This is a genomic window from Hymenobacter volaticus (genome assembly GCF_022921055.1).
Taxonomy (GTDB): domain Bacteria; phylum Bacteroidota; class Bacteroidia; order Cytophagales; family Hymenobacteraceae; genus Hymenobacter; species Hymenobacter volaticus.
This window is the reverse complement of the sequence record NZ_CP095061.1, coordinates 2,474,096-2,493,721: the sequence shown is the minus strand read 5'-3', so window position 1 is coordinate 2,493,721 and position 19,626 is coordinate 2,474,096. Positions and strand designations below refer to the sequence as shown.

The window sequence follows — 19,626 nt, the reverse complement described above, 5'->3', positions numbered from 1 at the left end:
ATGCCAGCGCAACCGACTAAAGCAACTGCGCTAACGAAGCGGCAACAAGCTCAGGAATTCTCCCAAGTCTCACTCAACACAGGCTCCAGTATCTGTAACACCTGCCGCAGCACGTCTTCGTCGAGGGGTTCTTCGGCCCAGCTGATGTTTTGCAGGATATTGGCAGGCCGCGCCGTGCTAACCAGGGTAGTCGCTATCTGCGGATCACTGACTGCAAACTGAATGGCCAGCTTTTCGATAGGATACCCGATGCGCTTGCAAAAATCTGCCGCAGCTGCCGCATGGTGCTTGAGCTGCTCGGATGCCGGGTGCCAGTTGGGGGCGCCTCGCTCCGAAAGCATACCCATGGCCAATGGTGAGGCGTTGATGACTCCTACCCCATGCTCCTCGAAGTAAGGCACGTAGTCGAGCAGGGTTTGGTCATTGAGGCAGTAGTGGCAGAAAGACAGCACAGTTTCCACAGTGCCCGCTGGCACTCGCTCGATTACTTGCCGGAATTTCTCTAACGGCAACCCTGTGATACCAACGTGCCCTACCACGCCCAGTGCTTTCAGCGAGTGAAGCGCGGGCAACGTTTCCTCGATAACCTGGTTTAAGTCGCTGAACTCAATGTCGTGCACATTAAGGAGGTCGATGTAGTCGACGTGCAGCCGCGCCAAGCTTTCCTCCACGCTCCGAACGGCCCGCGTGGCGCTATAATCCCAGCTTTTCACGCCATCCTGACCGTAGCGACCTACTTTCGTTGATAGAAAATACTTCGCGCGCGGTATCTGCTGCAAGGCCTTCCCGAGCACCGTTTCGGCCTTTAGAAATCCATAGTAAGGGGAAACGTCAATGAAGTTGATGCCCTTCTCGACGGCCGTACATACGGTATCTATACCTTGGGTTTCGTCGATGTCGTGAAAGACGCCACCCAAAGAAGACGCACCCAAGCTTAAGCAGGAAACTTCCATTCCTGTGTTGCCTAACTTCCGGTACTGCATAGTGGTCCTGGGAATAAGAAGTGTAAGAAGCTCGACTTTCTGGCCACCAAACCTGTGGCCTATCCAAGCAAAAGTAGGCGCCTAAACCAGCCACACAATCGATTGAGTATAAATACTTCCGCAAGGCTTTGCACAAAGCTTTGCATCACTGCGGCCTCTCCACTCGACCAGTATTTCAACAGGTATTCATCAGCAACGCATCGATTTTCGAGCCTTTCCTTTCCCTTAAAAATGCTTAGCATACCAATCTGGGTAAGTCGCTGCAGCTATCCGAAGAAATAAATTCAGGGCCGGGGCGCTGCCACACTTTCAAGCTATAGTCGCCTATTCGGTATGGAAGTGACTTCGGGAGCAAGCAAACGCTTGTATCTAGCGGGAACAGTAAATCTTGTTATGTTTGGTTTTCTTAAAGAACGCCTACATGAGCAAACGACACGTTTCACTGAAAACCATTGCCCAGGCTTTGAACGTGTCAATGTCCACGGTTTCCCGAGCCTTGCGAAACCACCCCGACATTGGGCCCGAAGTCACGCGGAAAGTGCAGGAACTGGCGCGCGAGCTACAGTACACTCCCAATCCGCTTGCTATTGGCTTGCTCAAAGACAAGACCAATACCATCGGCGTTATTGTGCCCGATCTGGTTACCTACTTCTTTTCCTCTATCATCAGCGGCATCGAGAGCATGGCCAACGAGCATGGTTATCACATCGTGATTCGGTGCAGCTATGAGAGCTACGACAAAGAAAAGGAGTGTCTGCAGGATCTGTTGCGGTTGCGTGTCGATGGCATTATTATGTGCCTGGCGCAGGAAACTCAAGACTACACGCACTTCGATACGGTACTGGAATCGGAAACGCCACTTGTGTTTTTTGACCGGGTCTGCCGTTCCAACGAGGTAGCCACTGTGGTAGTCGACAACCAAGAAGCGGCCCGCCGCATTACGCGCCATTTTTTCGAGAGTGGCTACCGCCGGATAGCCCACATTGCGGGCCCGGCCCAGCTCAACATCACCCGCGAACGAATAGAAGGCTACAAGCAAGGTCTAGCAGAATGCAACCTGCCCTTCGATGCCAACTTGCTTGCTTACTGCGACCTGAGTATAGCCAGCGCCACGGCGGCCACCCAACAGTTGCTGGCTCTTGCCACTCCCCCGATGCTATTTTCGGGGTTAATGATACGACGGCCTTCGCGGCCATGAAGGAAATTAAGCGCCAACACCTCCGCATTCCGCAAGACATTGGGTTAATTGGCTTCACCGACGAGTTTCACGCTACGGTAGTGGAGCCCACGTTGACTTCAGTGATGCACCCCACATTTGAAATGGGCCGGGAAGCGGCCTTGCTTTTTCTGGCGCAAGTTGAGGCCAAGGCTGCTACCGCACCCAGCCAATCGGTGCTTACCACGCAACTTGTTGTCCGTGAATCTTCTACCAAGATTCTCGTTGAGTAAACCAATGCAACCTAGCTGCTGGCATTAGAACTCTCAAAACAAACGGGCCTCCGAGGCATTATTCGATATAGAGTCTCTCCCATGCTGCCACGTCGGTGGTCTTGTTGTTAAGAGCTTGTTTCGCTGATGAGTGGCAGTAGTTGCTACATTTCCGCAAGCAGTTGTTCTCACATTGTGCTTGCCTCGTCAGGCCTCCAGGTGAAGCCTCCAAACCGCGTTAATTGCTTGTATGCGCCAGCTTGCCCTATTTCCTTTGAACCTCGTCGTATTTCCCGGCGAAAAGTTGAACCTGCACATCTTCGAGCCCCGCTACCGCCAGTTGGTGCGCGACTGTCTGACGGAGGGTATCACCTTCGGTATTCCTCCGTTCTTGAATGAAGCAGTGAGCCAGCTAGGCACTGAAATGAAGCTGCTCGGTGTGGAAAAGAATTATGCCAGCGGCGAAATGGACATTCGGACAAAGGCTATAGGCGTGTTTCGGGTGGACGAATTTTACCGACAGCTTCCGGGTAAGTTGTACGCCGGCGGCTCAGTGGAAGACCTCACCGACGACAACCAACCCGATGTTCTGTTGCAAAGCCGCATTTCCGAGCAGCTACAGCAACTCTACGATGTACTCGGCCTGCGGAAGCTGATGCAGGAGTTGCCCGCCAATTTTCGGGTGTATGATATAGCGCATCATCTGGGTTTCAGCACCGAGCAGGAGTATCAATTACTGGAGGCGCTAACGGAAGCGGAACGACAGGAGATTGTGTTGGAGCACCTGGAACACATCCTACCGGTGCTGCTGGAAACCGAACGCCTGAAAGAACGGGTTCGTTTGAATGGCCACTTCAAAAACCTTACTCCCCCAACTTCTGAGTGCCGGCTTAGTGGCCTTCCATGGTGCCTGGTAAGGAATACTAGAGTCCGACAAGCAACTCGTCCTTAATAAGCAAACGCAAGCCACTGGTTTTCACGTATAGAGGTAGGCACCCTTTATCTTTCTGCGTTGGCTGTTTCTCTATCCTTTCTGCTTTATGCAACGGTAGCTGCTGCTGTCCTTTCGGCTTTGTGGCTATTGCTGCGCTACTGGCAGGAACGGCAGTATCGCCGCCGACCGTACGTGGCGCCGGTCCGAAACGACTGGTTGCTGCATCAGCCTGACGCTGCGAAAGCCCCACAACACCGCGTGGCCCTACTCGGCGACCCGGGCGCTGTGGCCACCGACGGCACCGACCCGATTTTGCAGCTTTTAGCTAGTTGGCAACAGGAAACCGGCCCGGCTGGCACAGTCGTCATTCTCGGCGACAATGTGTACCCCGTCGGCCTACCCGCCGCCGATAGCGCTGGCCGGCCCGCTGCCGAAAAGCGCTTGAATACGCTGCTTGAGGTGCTGCGTAATTTCCCAGGCCGGGTGGTGTTCTTGAGCGGCAACCACGACTGGAACAAAGGCCGGGCTGATGGTTATGCGTATCTGCTGCGGCAGGAAGCCTACATTGCCGAGCAGTTGCCGACGGCACTCTACCTGCCTCCTGGCGGTGTGCCCGGCCCGGTTACGGTGCAGTTGGACGATGACATTCTGCTGGTGGTGCTCAACACGCAGTGGTGGGTGCAGAACGGTGCTCGCCCAGCCTCCGACTCGAAGGAGCCGTTTCGGCAGCTAGAGCAACTCCTGAATGCCAATCGGCACCAACGGGTGTTGGTAGCGGGGCATCACCCACTCTACTCCAATGCGCTGCACGGCGGCAAATTCACAGCCAAGCAGCACGTTTTCCCCTTGACTACCGTCTACAAGCGTGCTTACCTGCCCTTGCCGCTTGTTGGATCGTTGCTGCCGCTTTATCGTAAGGTGGTAGGCGCTGCTGAAGACATGGCCCACCCCCGCTACCGCAAGATGCGGCGGCGCTTGTTGCGGGTGCTACATCAGTTCCCCAACATTATCTATGCCGCGGGCCACGACCATAATCTGCAATACTTTCACCGGTACGGTGGGCATTACCTTGTAAGCGGGGCTGGCAGCAAAACAGCTTTCGTGCAGAAAGGCGGAAATGCCACGTTCGTACACGAGCATAAAGGCTTTTTCAGCATCGATTTCTACGAGAACGGCGAAGCCTGGCTGCGCACTTTAGAGCCAAACACCGACCAGAATACGCCGGAAGTATTTCGTCAGCGGCTGCTGCCGGGCCCGGTGGTAGCCCCGCCCGTCGTGACGACCAGCCTTATCAACGAATCAGTGAGTGGTGCATAAACCGTTTGCTGATTGAATTGCCCAGCTGACCTGGCACGCGGAGGCGTACATCACCTTCTATTGCCTGCAACTGAACCACAGTTTACTCATTAGGCACCGGCACGAGCACCCGTAGGCTGTGGTGATTTATTTTTACCTCCACCGGATTGGGCAGAACCATCGGCTCACCATCAATCTGCACTAAAATGTCTCTTTCCCCGGGCACCGATATACTGGCTTGGCGGCAGCACAGCCGACGGGTGTACACGGATGTATCGAAGCCACTCGTGTAGAGGTCGTAAAGAATGCCCGGAGCGGCCGCATTAGGAAAGGGCTCGATAAGGCAGATTTCAAATTTGCCGTCGTCCATGTCACTGTCGGGGTTGATAACCACGTTGCTCCCGAACGTATTGGCGTTGGCAATAGTGAGCATAAAGGCCGCCCCATCCCAGGTTTCCTCATCGGTTTCGATGTGGTAGGTAGCGGGTTCATAGTCCAAGAACTCTTGGGTGGCAATGCGAATGTAGGCCCCTGGTCCGCGGGTGTCGCCCTGGTCGAAGCGTTCAACTACAACAGCGTTGAACCCAAGGTCAGCAAGGTGTGCCGAGAAGTGACCACCAATCTGCAACGTATCGATAACGCGCGGCTGGTGGCGCCAAATCAGGTCTAACGCTTCTTGCGGGTTTTGCGGAATGCCCAAGTCTTTGGACAACCCATTGCCAGAGCCAAGCGGCAAAATTCCCAACGGAATTCCTTTGTCTACCAAGGCTTCCGCTACCAAACTAACGGTACCATCGCCGCCGGCCGCAAACACGGCATCGTAGGCGTGCTTGCTCAGGTATTCCTGTAGTTTGGCGAGGTCGTCGGTACCGGTGGTGTGGTAGAAGTTGGCGGTGCGGCCTCGCTCAGTGCAATACGTGGTTATGGTGTGCTCTAAATCAGCCTTATCTATGTCGCCGGAAATGGGGTTCAACACAAACAACAAGTGGCGAAGCATGGTGGCGGTGGCGGCAGTCATCGAAGTGAAATTCGTGGAATGCCCGAAATATACCTTTATATGATGGCTTCTTGTGGCGAGAACTATGGCTTCAGGTTGCTAGGCATACCCTGAGGAAACTCAGCGGCAATTTCTTGCTCTAAATGCCCAATCCGGTTTCCGGGGTTAGGGTGCGTGCTCAAAAACTCGGGCTGCCGTCCGCTGCCGCCGTTTTGCTCTAGTATCTGCATTACCTGCACCATTGCGCGCGGGTCGTAGCCAGCCTGGGGCGTGTAGTCAACGGCTAGTCGATCAGCTTCCAACTCATCGTTGCGGCCATAACGCAACGTCAGCAACTTGCCAACCATGGCAGCCGCCGCCGAGCCAGCCAGTGTACCGGGGCGGTCGGGGTCGTACATGCCAATTGCGGCAGCTCCTGTCAGGCCCTGCGTCAACTTCGATTTAGCAATTTGCTCGGCTGAATGACGCCCTACTACGTGGCCAATTTCGTGAGCCAACACTCCAGCTACTTGGCCTTCGGTGGTTAGGTGTTTAAGCAAACCGGCCGTAATAAACACCTGTCCGCCCGGCAAGGCAAAAGCATTAATGGTGTTTTCGTCGGCTAGTAGGTGAAACTGGAATTTGTAAGGGCTTTGGCTGGCTTTGGTGCTACGCACGATTTGCTGGCCTATTTGCTCGACCCGGGCGGCAGCCTCTCGGTTCGGATGCAAACCACCGTATTGTTGAGCCATTTGGGGAGCAGCTTGCAAGCCAAGGGCTATTTCCTGTTCGGCGGTCATGTCTACGTGCTGCACTTCCCCGGTTACTTCATTCACCGAGCGTTTGCAGTAGTAGGTAACGAGGGTAAACCCTGCCATTAGCAGGGCAATGATATAGCGGAGGTTTCCTCTCATGGCAGTAGGTGGTAAAAGCGGGGGCAAGATTCAGCTTCTCAACCAGCGGAAGCTAGTTGGGCTTGTAACGCGCCTTTTCTAGAAGAGTTACCGAGAGTTTGACCAACGAAACACAAGTAATTGGCAATTAGAGCTCAACTAATAAACTGATCAGCAAACTGTTGTGCTATATTTCTTATTTCTTACTATAGTTATACGTTATAATTTATGTACCTAAATTAAGAATATATCGTATCAGGCTTATTCTCCCTTTTCTCGTTTCCAACCTATTCAACATTCTCCTTTATGAATCAGAAACGCACTTTCGGCTCCTTGCTTACTATACTAGGCATTATTGGTATTATCTACGGTGCCCTTGGCTTCCTGCACGTAGCAGGTGTAAGCTTAAGTAAAATCAACTCCCTCGTCCCGTTCGGTGTTGGGCTGATTTTCTTTTTTGCCGGTATTAATCTAGTCAAAGCCACCGGCGACCGAGCTTAAGGTGCTACAAACAACTATCCCTGACCACGGCGCCCGCCTTTATAGTAGGCAGGCACTGTGGTCAGGGATAGTTGTTTGTAGGCGGTATTCTTAGCTGCGAGCTAGTCCTTGGCGTTGCGCAAAAGCCAGCAACGCCGGGTCGAGTTGCAGCCACCCCGATGTGTAACGCACCTGACTTGGGCCGTGGGCATAAATAACTGTACCGCCCTGTATGACCCGGATAATAGCCGAGCTTTGCTGCGCTGGTAGTGCCGGGCACCCCTGGCTCCGCCCTAGTCGGCCGTGCTGGCGTACAAACTCTTCGCTCACGTAGTCGGCGCCGTGCACGACCACAGCGCGGTTAGCAGCATTGGTGTTATAGCCCGGATCTTGACCGTGCAGCTTCAACGACAATCCGTGCTTGCCTTGGTAAGTGCTGCCCGTGGTGTAGAAGCCTAGGCTGCTCATCTCGGAGCCTTCCCGATTGGAAAAAGTACGCGCTAAATCGTCACCCGTATTTCTGCCGTGAGCTACTAACGAATGAAACAGCACGGTCTGTTTCTTTAAATCTATTACCCACAGGCGTTTTTGCCGACTAGGGCGCTCAAAGTCGATAATGGTTAGCACTTGGCGGTTCGGCGAAATCTGGCCGCGCTGGCTAAGGCTATAGTATCCCATCAGGGCTTCGCGGTACACATTGACCGGCACCCCGTAATTAACCAGCTTGGCCTTCATGTAACTGGTGAGCACAAATTGCTCGAAAGCAGCCATGTACTGCGCTCGCCGCAGCTCTGTAGGTGGTTTGGGTGCCCCCCGGTCCGTGGGCTTGAAGCAGCAGAAGAGCGGGAGGCAACAGATGAAAAAACAAGGCACGCAGTTAACAGTAGCGTGGTAAAGGCGGTTGTTATCTTAGTCATCGGCTAGCTGTCGGACAAGAGCAAACAAGGTGACAATTGCCATGAAATAGCAACGTCGGGATTACAATAATAGTACTTTAGCAGAACTTCTTTTGTTGGCAGCAACCAATTTTCAAAGCCAACCAGTTCCATACTCTTTGCCTTATGTTGCTTCTACGTCTCTCTTTGTTGAGTGTTTGCCTGCTTTTGCTTGCTGCGTGCGGCCGTTCTCGCCCCACCTTACCTGGCCTTAATAGCGCTACCTGGCGCCAAGATCCTTACGGCTGCCGCAACGTGCGTGTCCCACAGGCCAAGGCTTTTTTAAAGGCTAAAGAGCAACTTTATGGAAGCACCACAGCTACTATTGAGGAGCTTCTAGGCCGACCCGATGAAGAGGAATTGGCCGAGCAAACCGAGAAAACCTACTACTACTACCTTGTATCTGGACCGCAATGTGCCCCTAACCACCAGCGCTCCGGCGTCAACAGATTAAGCATTCATTTTGGGGCTCTTGGCACTGTAACAGAGGTGTTAACCACTCAGCCTCTATAAAGCATAAATAGCACTTATTTTATAACAGGATATTGCGTTAGTGGCATTAACCTGGTTGTGCACACCTAGATTTTCTTAAATTCACTGCTAACGCAAAAGAGGCGCCTCCTAAATAGGATGCGCCTCTGTCTATGTAAACCGAACTCAATTCTGTGTTATCTATTAAGAGCAGCTTAGGCACTTGTAGGCAAATTAGCCTACGCCTCCCTCGTTAGCGTCAATTGTGCTGCGAATATCATCGTGCTGGCTTTCACTTCGCAGAGCACTTATTTGGCTAGGCGTAAGGATGCGGCGGCATTCCGTCTCGTACTGAGACTCCAGTTCACTGATACGCGCCCGTTGTTCTACTATGTCATCTTTATACTGCCAGGCTATTTCGTCTAGGCGTGTCAACCTAATTTGATTTACGGCGCGTAGTCGGATGTACTGCGCTTCGTTTAGGTGCAGGCTATTGCAGAGTTGGCGGGTTACCTCACGTACTCGCACAATGGAAGGGCCATTGTTTCCGGGTAGTTCCCCATGGCGGTCTTGCTCTTGCGCGCTTGCTACTCCAGTCAGACCTAGAAGGAATAATAAGGTGATAAATGTTGATTTCATGGTCAAAGAAGCAAACGCTAGGCAAGAGGATGGAAAAATGAACTGCAAATGAGCTTGAACCACAGCAGATTCATATGCACTATATATTATACAAATATATGTCAACAAAGTTACAGCACCAACAAATAAAACAATTATTTTATTTTAATATTCCTACTAATAAATCGAATGGTTATATGCCCTGCTTAGCAAAGAAAAAGCCTAGCTTTCAAATGAAAACTAGGCTTTCTAACACTCGTTCTATTTGTTATTCAATTCCTTCTATTGGCTTGTGGTCAGGGCTCTTGAAGTACTGCATAGCTACCAGCGAGATGATAGTACCGCCTAGGCTGCCCATCAGTACGATAGCTAGGAAGGCCATCAAGGCCGACAAGTCGTAACCGAACAAGTCACGGGCATGGCTCATATTGAGCAGGTCAGGCTTCATGAAGCTTACGGCAATAAAGAAAAACCCTAGGCCCAAGCTGGCTACAATAGACGTTACGATGCCTGTCCCGAAGCCGGCCAGGTAAGCCATCCGGTCATCTCTCACCCGTTTGAAATTAGAAATAGCCATTGCAATACCAAGGGCTAGTATAACCAAGTTAAGGGCCCCAGCTTCCAGATTATCGAAGAAGCCCGCAAAAATGGCAATCAACGTATACAAGATTAAAGCGGCCGCTGTCATTAGGCCGAAGCGGACTCCGTTGGTTTCAGGGGTAATGCGGTTGTCAGTCATAGCAAGTACTTATTGAAGTTGGAAGGGACGGCAAAGAAGAAGCTACCAAGCTGTGCCATTCGGGTTCAGGCTCATTTCTTGAAAGGCTACTTTCTCTCTTAATACCGTATTTAAGGAGCTATAGTTGGGGTATTTGCTATTTTTTTCGCATGGCTTTGCTTCACTACTATGAATACGCACTGTTCAGTCCTGGAAAAGCAGATGCCGTGTAGCTAGCGTTTTCAAACAGATATATACTGCTGTGCTGCACCTGTTATGCCCAATCGCTAACGTAACGTCCATAAAGCAGACAACGGCCCTTGTTGCCACTTTCAGTAGCGCTAGAGTTCGTTTCTAGCAGTATGCAGAACTAAATTCTACACATAGAATATGTGCCTATTAATCAGGATAGAGCAGTGAACAATCGGGAACATGTAGTCTGCTTGATGTGTTGAGACCAACCAGCTTGGATCCGCTGTTGCCATAGTTCTGCTCCTTACAAGGGTTTTATAGCTAATAGCCAACTCCTTTATTGAACGGCCAGGTTGTCATTGTTCTCCTGCTTTGGAGTGTATCTCTAATCCTGTGAGTGCCTTAAAGTCCTTATTCAGAAAATATTATATTAAAGCTGGCACGCGTACATTTTACGTATTTTTGCGGGCCAATTACTTTTTGTCATAAAGGCCTTACTCTCTTCTTTCTCGATTTTCCTGTCTCTCTTTTACATATGATCAGCACCTCCAATGTCAGCCTGCGCTATGGCAAGCGTGTACTGTTTGAAGACGTTACCATCAAATTCATGCCCGGCAACGTGTATGGCCTTATTGGGGCCAACGGTGCTGGCAAATCAACCTTTCTAAAGATTCTATCCGGTGAGATTGAGCCCAATACGGGCTCGGTAACCATGCCACCAAACGCGCGCCTCTCCGTGCTGCGGCAGGATCAATTTGCTTACGACGCTCATCCAGTACTGCAAACCGTTATTCGGGGACACGAGCGGCTGTGGAAGGTGATGGAGGAAAAAGATGCGCTGTACGCCAAGTCCGACTTTTCGGATGCGGATGGCGAGCGGGCCGCTGAACTGGAAGGTGAATTTGCCGACCTCGAAGGGTGGAATGCCGAATACGAAGCCGCTGAATTGTTGTCTGGTCTTGGCATTGGGGAAGACAAGCACTACACCCAGATGGGCGACCTCGGCAGCTCCGACAAAGTGCGGGTGCTGCTGGCCCAGGCGCTGTTTGGCAACCCCGATGTACTGCTGCTCGACGAACCAACCAACGGCCTCGATGCCGAAACTGTGCTCTGGCTCGAGAACTTCCTCGATTCGTTTCAGAACACCGTAATTGTGGTAAGCCACGACCGGCACTTCCTCGATGCCGTCTGCAACTACATGGCCGACCTCGATTTCTCGAAGATCACCATGTATCCCGGCAACTACTCGTTCTGGTACGAGAGCAGCCAGTTGGCTTTGCGCCAGCGCCAAGAAGTAAACAAGAAAACAGAAGACAAGCGCAAAGAACTGGAAGAGTTTGTGCGTCGTTTCTCAGCCAACGCTTCAAAGAGCAAGCAAGCTACCTCACGCCAGAAGCTGCTCCAAAAGCTTACGCTTGAAGAAATCAAGCCTAGCTCGCGCAAGTACCCTTACATTGCGTTCAAACCCGAGCGCGAAGCCGGCAACCAACTGCTGACCATAGAAAACCTGAGCAAGAAGGTGGACGGTCAAGTGGTATTCAGCAACGTATCTTTCTCGCTCGACAAGAAAGATAAAGTAGCGATTGTTGGGCGCGACGACCGGGCCGCTTCCCTCCTCTTCGACATTCTGTTCCAGCAGATCCGGCCCGATACCGGCGATTTCAAGTGGGGCACCACTATCACGCCTTCTTACTTCCCTAAAGAGAACTCCGAGTTTTTCGACACCGACCTAAACCTAGTAGACTGGCTTCGCCAGTATTCGACGGAGAAAGACGAATCGTTTATCCGTGGGTTCTTGGGCCGGATGTTGTTCTCGGGTGAAGAGTCACAGAAGAAGTCGAACGTGTTGAGCGGAGGCGAAAAAGTGCGCTGCATGCTCAGCAAGATGATGATGGAGTCGGGCAACGTGTTGGTTCTCGATGACCCAACCAACCATTTGGACCTAGAAAGCATCACTGCTTTGAACAACAGCTTAGGCGAATTTGGCGGTACGCTGCTTTTCGCTTCGCACGACTTACAATTCATTCAAACCGTAGCGAACCGCATCATTGAGCTTACGCCCGACGGCATCATTGACCGGCGCATGAGTTACGAGGAATACCTGGCGGATGAAAACGTGAAAGCGCTCCGCCAGCGCAAATACCAATTAGTTTCCTAATGCGTTACCTGAAGGTATGAACGCTCTGCAACGTCCCCTATTCGCAATTCTCCTGGTTGGTGCTGGGCTGTTGGCGGCTCCTGCTGCCTTCGCCCAGCGCACTGACAGCACCTCCACGGTAAAACCCCAGCTGAACACGGCGCCTCCTGGCGCCGCGCCGCGTCCAGTTCCCGCTCCTACTACGCCGGCCCCACGCCAGGAGGTGCCGGTGCCCGTGCCCCCACCTGCCAACGAGCCAATCCCGACCCGTCCTTCTACCGACAGCCCTTCGGGTTTGGAACTACCAAACCGGCCCGGTGTAGCCGCGCCTCCGCCACCGCTGCGCAAATACTTCCTGTATACCAATTTTGGGTTGGGCTACAGTAGCTATTATGGCGACGGACAGTTTAATGCGAGCATTGCACCAGCATTAGGCATCCGAATTTCAGAGAAATTCGCAATTGGTCCTGGTATAAGCTATTCATACACCCATAACAGTTATTCTGACTTTACCCAGCAACAGTATAACTATCCCCCACCATTGTATCCAATAACCTTGGATTAAAGGTATTCGCCCAGTACATGGTGTATAAGCAGTTCTTCCTACATGCTGAGTATGAAGTAACCCGCACGAATGCAAAATTCACCTATCAAGGGCAGGGCTATGAGCGTAATCGCACGCTAAAAACCCCACTCGGGGAGCTGGTTACCGTAGCTCTTTCAGCGATAGAATAGCGGCTGACATTGTAGTGCTCTACAACTTCAATGATGGCATAGATACAGATGGGAATAGTACCTCTCCTTATGGTCAGCCCGAGATACGCCTCAACTTGTTGATCAATTTAGGTAAATAAGCGTGTTCTTGACTAAACACAAAAAAGCCTCCCGATGCATCGGGAGGCTTTTTTGTGTTTTCAGACAAAAATTATCAGGCAGTAGTTAGCTCCGCGATGGAAGCTATACTACCCGGCCGCCGCGGATTACACGCAGCAAGATGGCAATGATAGCAATAACCAACAGAATGTGAATCAGGTTATTACCCTGCATACCAGTTCCCAGAACGCCGAAAAAACCCAATGCCCAAATAAGGATGAGCACGACGGCAATGATGTACAATAGGTTTCCCATGGTGGATGGAATTTGATTGAGAGAGATGGAAAAGAAGGCTCCTGCTCGACACCGGAAATTCCCGTATTTCAAGCTGGACTGCGGATTTGTACGCGGCCGGTATTAAAAGGATATATCGGGATTAAAAAATCTTGGCTTTTTCTGGTGTGTTTCCAGAAAAACCTCGCTAATTAAGCGCTAGGACACTTTCATAGTATGAAAATTTTTCTGGCGTTTCCCAAAACATTTAAGGCAAACAATCTCCCCCGAGACCTTGGGCATACGGGTCGAAGTTTTCAGATTAGCTTTGTTACTGCCGATGTATTCCCGGTAAGTCACCCCTCCCATCCACTTTTATAGTATTTGTAGCATGATGCATGTCGCCGTTATTGGCTCAGGTACAATGGGCAATGGTATTGCTCACGTCTTTGCTCAGCACGGGTTTTCCGTTGCCCTTATCGACATCAACCAGTCGGCCCTAGACAAAGCCCTCCAAACCATCAGCAAAAACCTGGACCGTCAGGTAACCAAAGGCACGCTTTCGGAAGCCGATAAGACAGCTACCCTCGGCCGCATCCAAACCCATACCAGCATTGCTGACGGGGTGCGCGATGTGCAACTAGTAGTGGAAGCCGCTACCGAGAATGTGGACCTGAAACTGCAAATCTTCCGCGACCTAGATCAACACGCGCCGCAGGAAGCTATTCTGGCATCCAATACGTCTTCCATCTCCATCACCAAAATAGCGGCCGTTACGAAGCGGCCGGCTCAGGTTATTGGGATGCACTTCATGAACCCAGTACCCGTCATGAAGCTGGTGGAAGTTATTCGGGGCTACGCTACCTCCGATGCCGTAACGGAGCAGGTAATGGATCTTTCGCGCCAGCTCAGCAAAACGCCCACCGAAGTCAATGACTACCCTGGTTTCGTGGCCAACCGCATTCTGATGCCCATGATCAATGAGGCCATCATCAGCTTGTTTGAGGGCGTGGCCGGTGTCGAGGAAATTGATACGGTGATGAAGCTAGGCATGGCGCACCCCATGGGCCCCCTACAGCTCGCCGACTTTATTGGCTTGGATGTGTGCTTGGCCATTCTGCGCGTACTACACGAGGGCCTTGGCAACCCGAAATACGCGCCCTGCCCACTGCTAGTTAACATGGTAATGGCCGGCCGACTGGGCGTAAAATCGGGGGAAGGGTTTTACAAATACACAGCGGGCTCCAAGGAGCTAGTGGTAGCAGATCGGTTTCAGAAGTAAACCTTAAGCAACCTGAGCTTCTCTTTCTAAGAAAACACTATTCTATATTCCGCAAGCCCTTGGCGTTCCTGTACCGTCGAGGGCTTGTTGCTTTCTGCCCTAACACAGGTAAATAATGAACGGCTCTGCGGCTCCTACCCGCCAGAATAGCAGTGGCTACATCCAAGTAAACTTTTCTGCTCTATATTCTCTTTTACTCGTATAAGCTACCCTTCAAGCTGGACAAGACGACCATTCATCGTGTGCGGGCTTGAAGAAATGCCAGCTTAATTCAACAAGACTTTCAATACTATGGAACTCGCAACTTTTGGTGCCGGCTGCTTTTGGTGCGTCGAGGCTGTTTTTCAAGATCTTCAGGGCGTGCAAAAAGTGGTTTCGGGCTACTCCAACGGCCGGATTGCCAGCCCTACTTACCGGGAAGTGTGCAGCGGCCTAACTGGCCACGCCGAGGTAATTCAAATCACCTACGACCCAAAGGTGATTACCTTCGCTGAATTGCTGGAGGTGTTTTGGAAAACCCACGACCCTACCACCCTCAACCGTCAAGGCAACGACACCGGTACGCAGTACCGCTCGGGTGTGTACTACCACAACGACGAGCAGCGCCGACTGGCCGAGGAATACAAGCAGAAGCTCAACGATGCCCAAGCTTTCGACAAGCCAATCGTGACGGAAATCGAGCCGTTGAAAAGCTTTTATCCGGCCGAAAACTACCACCAGAACTACTACAAGCAGAACGGCCACGAGCCTTACTGCCAGTTTGTGGTTCGCCCCAAGGTGCAGAAGGTACAAGCCGTATTCGGTGATAAGCTGAAAAAAGCAACGGTATAATACCGGTTGCTACCAACAAAAAAGCCCGCTCCAGTTAACTGGAGCGGGCTTTTTTGTTGCCTTGCATGTCAGCTACTGCTAGCTAACTGTGATGGCGAAGGGGCCGTTTTCCTTACCGAGAAAGTAAAACATAGCCACTTTATTGACCACGCTGCGAGCCAAAGGTGAGCAGGAAGCATCTACCACCTGGCCGTTTTTGACCATGATAAAGCTTACCTCTTCGCCTGGCAGTGCACCGTCGGCGCCTACGGCGGGTACCGGCGTCAGAAATTTGTGCGGTACGATGCGAATGTCTTCCTCCGCAGGCAGTTGCAACGTTGGATCAGGCTTGCGGGGCTTGAAACCAAAAGTCGGGGAGTACGAAAAGTGCGGGTTGTGCACCCAGTCGCCGTTGAAGATGTAGTACTCGTCGGTACCGATGCGAACGAACTCGCGTACTGAGCAACGAACTGCAACACGAGGAGCAGTCGGATTTTGCAGCGCTTCGAGCAGCAGGCGTGTCCGGGTTGGGTCGGGCACATCCACGAGGGGCTGCGTCAGGCGGGCATGCGCTACTATTTCGGCACCGGCATACAGGTTGATTAACTGCTGGCGCCACTCGTGCAAGGTACCTAGGCGCTTGGCTTCCGCCATCGAAACGTCGGGTAGCGTGTAGGTGTAAGGGCCGGCCATAGCCACTCCGTCGGGACCGTTGGCCACAGTCCACTCCACCAAGTAGCAGGTTTGCTTACGGCCATCCACCCACGGCAACTCTGTGTTGTAGATTACCTTGGTCTGGATATCGGCCGGGGCGCATTCCAGCTCAGAGGCCAGATAGGTCCGGATTTCCTCACGGGCTTCCGCGGCGGAAGCGGGACTAACTTTGAAGTTCATTAGATAAGGATCAAGTAATGGGCGGGAAGTAGGTAGACCACAAGCACGCAAGATATTGGCTTGTGGCGTAAGTCCGTATCACTGCCCGCCCAATACTGCATTAAACGGCTACGTTGTGCTCGCGCAAAGCGTCGTTGAGGCTGGTTTTCAGGTCGGTGCTTGGCTTGCGCTGCCCAATGATGAGGGCGCAAGGCACGTGGTACTCGCCGGCCGGAAACTGCTTGGGCAACGAACCCGGAATTACCACCGACCGGGCCGGTACGTGGCCGCGGTATTCCTTGGGCTCGGCACCCGTCACGTCGATGATGCGGGTGCTGCCCGTGATGGTCACGCCAGCCCCGATAACGGCTTCCTTGCCTACAAAGCAACCTTCCACCAAAATGCTACGCGAGCCCACAAAAGCGCCGTCTTCTACGATTACGGGTGCGGCCTGCACGGGCTCCAATACGCCACCAATACCTACTCCACCGCTCAAGTGGACGCCAGCGCCAATCTGAGCGCACGAGCCAACGGTAGCCCAGGTATCCACCATGGTTCCCTCGCCTACCCAGGCGCCAATGTTCACGTAGCTCGGCATCAGAATCACGCCCGACGCGAGGTATGCGCCGTAGCGCGCTGTAGCCGGCGGCACCACGCGTACCCCCTGACCAGCGTAGTCAGTTTTCAGGCGCATTTTGTCGCGGTACTCGAAGGGCGGCAACTCCAAGGTTTCCATCTGCTGAATGGGGAAGTACAGGATAACGGCCTTCTTCACCCAGTCATTCACTATCCAGCCACCTTCCCGGTCGTCGGCCGGCTGAGCTACGCGCAAACGGCCTTTGTCCAGTTCTTCGATAACGTGGTGAATGGCGTCGGTAGTAGTGGCTTGAGAAAGCAGACTGCGGTCGGCCCAGGCCGCCTCGATGGTTTGTTGCAAATCGGTCATGAAAGTTGAATAGTTGGTTGTTTGGCGTCGGCTGTTCGGGGCTGATTTATTGGGTTGCGGAGCATGGCCACCTGACAACACTACAACAATCAGCAGCGCACAATCGACAATCAACCCCAAACTTACCATCTTCGCGGGCAAGATGCCGCCTCCAATTCATCCTTCCGGTTCGCCAATTCGCATTATTCTACTGGCTTCGGTGCTCAAGCCTCTGGATGACACCCGGATGTACGGCAAATTTGCTGGCACCTTAACCGCCCGGCCGCATACCACGGTGCACGTAGCCGGGCGGCACGCTGCCCCGCCCCCAACGCCCGCTAACCTGCATCTGCACACGCTGCTCGATGGTACCCGCCTGAGTTGGGCCCGGCTAGGCGCGCAACGCCGGTATTGGCAACTATTGCAGCGCCTACGCCCTGACCTCGTGATAGTCCACGCTCCCGAGTTGCTGCCCCTCACGCTACTATGGCAGTGGTTAGGTGCCAACCGCCGGCTTCTCTACGACATCCGCGAAAACTACGCCCTCAACGTATCCACCCAGCGCGTGTACGGTGGCTTCACGCGCCGCTGGCTGGCCGCCGGGCTACGGTGGGTGGAAACCCAGGCCGCTCGCCGCGCCGCCGGCCTGATTTTGGCCGAAGAAAGCTATGCGCAGGAGCTACCCTTTCTGGATGCACTTCCCGCCAACCGCGTCGTAGTTCTGGAAAACAAGTATCAGCCTGCCCCCGACGAAGTGACCCGCACGCAGCCGCGGCCCCTGCCTGCGGCGCACGAACCGTTGCGGCTGCTGTATTCAGGCACGGTTTCCGAGTTGAATGGTATCCACCACGCCTTGCAGCTAGCCGAAGAACTACATCATCGTCGGCCGGGCCGGGTGCTGCTAACGGTCATCGGCTTTTGCCAGCAGCCCGTTGTATTGCAGACGCTACACCAATTACAGCAAACGAATCCGCCCTGGCTCCGGCTGCTCGTGCAAGGGGGCACTCCCGTCGCGCACAGCGCCATCGTAGCTGAAATTCAGCAAAGCCACGTGGGCCTGTTGCTGTACCAGCCGCATCCTAGCTCGGAGCGTTGTCGGCCCACCAAGCTGTTTGAATACCTAGCTCATGGTCTGCCGATGCTCGTTCCCACTAACCCGCTTTGGGAAACGTACATCCGCCGTTATGGGGCGGGCTTGGTGGTTGACTTGCATTCCATACCGGAGGCTGCCGCTGCCCTACTTGCCGTCACGGAGTTGCAGAGCCCGGCTAAGCCAATTTTCTATCCGCTAGGCATTCCGGATGAGGCTTTTTGGGCATCGGAAGGCATAAAATTAGGGCGTCTACTGGATTCCATCGAGTAACTGTCGACCTTTGCCGCCCGTTTACTGAATTGGGCTGCGGCGTTTTAGTACCTTCGGCACCCTTTTGCGTCTCTTCTCTCGATTCTCTCCAAAATTTCCCATCTCTATGTCCACTCTTCGCCATTCCGAAATTGCCGGTGTCGGCCACTATGTACCTAGTCGCGTAGTCACCAACGCCGACCTCACCCAACTCATGGAAACGACGGAGGAATGGATCCAAGAGCGCACTGGTATCCAGGAGCGGCGTTGGTTCGAGGAAGGCAAGGATACCACAGCCAACATGGGCGCCGCCGCCGCCCGCAAAGCGTTGGACGCCGCCGGCCTCACCCCGACGACGTGCAGATGATCGTCTTTGCTACACTCTCTCCCGATTACTTTTTTCCGGGTTCCGGGGTATTGTTGCAGCGCGAACTAGGCATTCAGGCCCCCATCCCAGCATTCGACGTCCGCAACCAGTGCTCGGGCTTCGTGTATGCCCTGAGCATGGCCGACCAGTTTGTACGGACGGGCATGTACGACACGGTGCTGGTAGTAGGCTCGGAAATTCATTCATCGGGCCTCGACAAGACCACCCGCGGCCGGGGCGTATCAGTTATTTTCGGTGACGGAGCCGGGGCTGTTGTGCTACGCCCAAGCACCCGTGAAGGACACGGTATTTTGAGCACCCATCTGCACGCGCAGGGCGAGTTTGCTGAGGAACTGATTGTGAAAGAGCCCGGCTCCAACCGGGAAGGCCGCGTAGACTACGCCGTGGCTAACGCCTTGGATATGTATCCTTACATGAACGGCCAAAACGTGTTCAAGCACGCGGTAGTCCGCTTCCCCCAAGTTATCAAGGAAGCACTCGACCAAAATGGCTATCAGTCCCAGGATATCGACTTGCTCATCCCGCACCAGGCCAATTTGCGCATCACGCAATTCGTGCAGCAAAAGATGGGCCTCTCCGACGACAAGGTGTTCAGCAACATTCAGCGCTACGGTAATACCACCGCTGCCAGCGTGCCCATTGCCCTTAGCGAAGCGCTGCTGGAAGGCCGTATTCAGCGCGGCGACTTAGTTTGCCTGGCTGCGTTTGGCTCCGGTTTCACTTGGGCTTCGGCGCTAATCAAATGGTAGCTTTCATCTAATATTTGCAATTACAATTAGCTGCTTGTCGTTGATTCCCGCGCCCCTCATCTATACCCATGGGGTGCGCGGGGTCCTATTGACTGCTAAAGACTAATTGT

The 19,626-nt window shown here is 53.1% G+C and carries 18 protein-coding genes and 3 pseudogenes; 12 read left to right on the top strand and 9 right to left on the bottom strand.

The genetic code is table 11. The annotated features are described in order from the left end of the window. Nucleotides 1-50: 50 nt before the first annotated feature. Nucleotides 51-983: an aldo/keto reductase gene (locus MUN86_RS10820; RefSeq protein ID WP_245125218.1), complete on the bottom strand. Its 933-nt coding sequence runs from the start codon at nt 981-983 to the stop codon at nt 51-53. Nucleotides 984-1,404: 421 nt separating this feature from the next. On the opposite strand from MUN86_RS10820, the pseudogene MUN86_RS10815 reads away from it, so the two are divergent. From MUN86_RS10815 to MUN86_RS10800, 4 genes and pseudogenes are all read left to right on the top strand, one after another. Then, nucleotides 1,405-2,073 (top strand): annotated as a pseudogene (locus tag MUN86_RS10815) (LacI family DNA-binding transcriptional regulator); the annotation flags it as partial. After that, nucleotides 2,028-2,432, top strand: a pseudogene (locus tag MUN86_RS10810) (substrate-binding domain-containing protein); the annotation flags it as partial. The pseudogenes MUN86_RS10815 and MUN86_RS10810, both read left to right, overlap by 46 nt. 229 nt (nt 2,433-2,661) lie before the next feature. Next, nucleotides 2,662-3,363, top strand: coding sequence for an LON peptidase substrate-binding domain-containing protein (locus MUN86_RS10805; RefSeq protein ID WP_245125213.1), 702 nt, complete (start codon nt 2,662-2,664; stop codon nt 3,361-3,363). A gap of 60 nt (nt 3,364-3,423) precedes the next feature. Beyond that, nucleotides 3,424-4,662: a metallophosphoesterase gene (locus MUN86_RS10800; RefSeq protein WP_245125210.1), complete on the top strand. Its 1,239-nt coding sequence runs from the start codon at nt 3,424-3,426 to the stop codon at nt 4,660-4,662. Between the two features lie 82 nt (nt 4,663-4,744). Here MUN86_RS10800 and MUN86_RS10795 read toward each other — a convergent pair whose 3' ends face one another. Continuing rightward, the gene (locus MUN86_RS10795) at nt 4,745-5,659 is read right to left on the bottom strand and encodes a diacylglycerol/lipid kinase family protein (RefSeq protein ID WP_245125208.1); all 915 of its coding nucleotides are present in this window, start codon (nt 5,657-5,659) and stop codon (nt 4,745-4,747) included. A 62-nt stretch (nt 5,660-5,721) separates the two neighbouring features. After that, entirely contained in the window at nt 5,722-6,531 is an 810-nt protein-coding gene (locus MUN86_RS10790) for a M48 family metallopeptidase (RefSeq protein WP_245125205.1), read from the bottom strand. A 285-nt stretch (nt 6,532-6,816) separates the two neighbouring features. Between MUN86_RS10790 and MUN86_RS10785 the strand changes: the two genes are divergently transcribed. After that, the gene (locus MUN86_RS10785) at nt 6,817-7,011 is read left to right on the top strand and encodes a hypothetical protein (protein WP_245125202.1); all 195 of its coding nucleotides are present in this window, start codon (nt 6,817-6,819) and stop codon (nt 7,009-7,011) included. 90 nt (nt 7,012-7,101) lie between these two features. On the opposite strand, the gene MUN86_RS10780 is transcribed toward MUN86_RS10785, so the two are convergent. Continuing rightward, nucleotides 7,102-7,761, bottom strand: a complete 660-nt coding sequence (locus MUN86_RS10780; protein WP_245125199.1) for a murein L,D-transpeptidase catalytic domain family protein — start codon at nt 7,759-7,761, stop codon at nt 7,102-7,104. Nucleotides 7,762-8,051: 290 nt separating this feature from the next. Between MUN86_RS10780 and MUN86_RS10775 the strand changes: the two genes are divergently transcribed. Then, the gene (locus tag MUN86_RS10775; protein WP_245125197.1) at nt 8,052-8,438 is read left to right on the top strand and encodes a hypothetical protein; all 387 of its coding nucleotides are present in this window, start codon (nt 8,052-8,054) and stop codon (nt 8,436-8,438) included. 192 nt (nt 8,439-8,630) lie between these two features. Here MUN86_RS10775 and MUN86_RS10770 read toward each other — a convergent pair whose 3' ends face one another. Then, entirely contained in the window at nt 8,631-9,035 is a 405-nt protein-coding gene (locus tag MUN86_RS10770; RefSeq protein WP_245125194.1) for a hypothetical protein, read from the bottom strand. A gap of 247 nt (nt 9,036-9,282) precedes the next feature. Further along, nucleotides 9,283-9,753, bottom strand: coding sequence for a DUF4199 family protein (locus MUN86_RS10765; protein WP_245125191.1), 471 nt, complete (start codon nt 9,751-9,753; stop codon nt 9,283-9,285). Nucleotides 9,754-10,459: 706 nt separating this feature from the next. On the opposite strand from MUN86_RS10765, the gene MUN86_RS10760 reads away from it, so the two are divergent. Continuing rightward, the gene (locus tag MUN86_RS10760) at nt 10,460-12,082 is read left to right on the top strand and encodes an ABC-F family ATP-binding cassette domain-containing protein (RefSeq protein WP_245125189.1); all 1,623 of its coding nucleotides are present in this window, start codon (nt 10,460-10,462) and stop codon (nt 12,080-12,082) included. Nucleotides 12,083-12,098: 16 nt separating this feature from the next. After that, nucleotides 12,099-12,626 (top strand): hypothetical protein, encoded by a 528-nt coding sequence (locus tag MUN86_RS10755; RefSeq protein WP_245125186.1) that lies wholly within the window; start codon nt 12,099-12,101, stop codon nt 12,624-12,626. 392 nt (nt 12,627-13,018) lie between these two features. Here the strand turns inward: MUN86_RS10755 and MUN86_RS10750 are convergent, their stop codons facing one another. Beyond that, nucleotides 13,019-13,189, bottom strand: coding sequence for a lmo0937 family membrane protein (locus MUN86_RS10750; protein WP_206984995.1), 171 nt, complete (start codon nt 13,187-13,189; stop codon nt 13,019-13,021). Nucleotides 13,190-13,538: 349 nt separating this feature from the next. Here MUN86_RS10750 and MUN86_RS10745 point away from each other — a divergent pair, with 349 nt between their 5' ends. Together MUN86_RS10745 and msrA are read left to right on the top strand one after the other, a co-directional pair. Continuing rightward, entirely contained in the window at nt 13,539-14,429 is an 891-nt protein-coding gene (locus MUN86_RS10745) for a 3-hydroxybutyryl-CoA dehydrogenase (protein WP_245125183.1), read from the top strand. A 291-nt stretch (nt 14,430-14,720) separates the two neighbouring features. Next, nucleotides 14,721-15,260 (top strand): peptide-methionine (S)-S-oxide reductase MsrA, encoded by a 540-nt coding sequence (gene msrA / locus MUN86_RS10740; RefSeq protein ID WP_245125180.1) that lies wholly within the window; start codon nt 14,721-14,723, stop codon nt 15,258-15,260. Between the two features lie 78 nt (nt 15,261-15,338). Here the strand turns inward: msrA and MUN86_RS10735 are convergent, their stop codons facing one another. Both MUN86_RS10735 and MUN86_RS10730 read right to left on the bottom strand, forming a co-directional pair. Next, a complete protein-coding gene (locus tag MUN86_RS10735; protein ID WP_245125178.1) occupies nt 15,339-16,133 on the bottom strand; it encodes a hypothetical protein in 795 nt (264 codons plus the stop codon). A gap of 100 nt (nt 16,134-16,233) precedes the next feature. Continuing rightward, a complete protein-coding gene (locus MUN86_RS10730; protein WP_245125175.1) occupies nt 16,234-17,058 on the bottom strand; it encodes a 2,3,4,5-tetrahydropyridine-2,6-dicarboxylate N-succinyltransferase in 825 nt (274 codons plus the stop codon). A 142-nt stretch (nt 17,059-17,200) separates the two neighbouring features. Here MUN86_RS10730 and MUN86_RS10725 point away from each other — a divergent pair, with 142 nt between their 5' ends. Then, complete coding sequence (locus tag MUN86_RS10725) at nt 17,201-18,400, top strand: glycosyltransferase (RefSeq protein ID WP_245125172.1); 1,200 nt, start codon at nt 17,201-17,203, stop codon at nt 18,398-18,400. Between the two features lie 106 nt (nt 18,401-18,506). Continuing rightward, a pseudogene (locus tag MUN86_RS10720) lies at nt 18,507-19,516 on the top strand (3-oxoacyl-ACP synthase III family protein). Nucleotides 19,517-19,626: the final 110 nt, after the last annotated feature.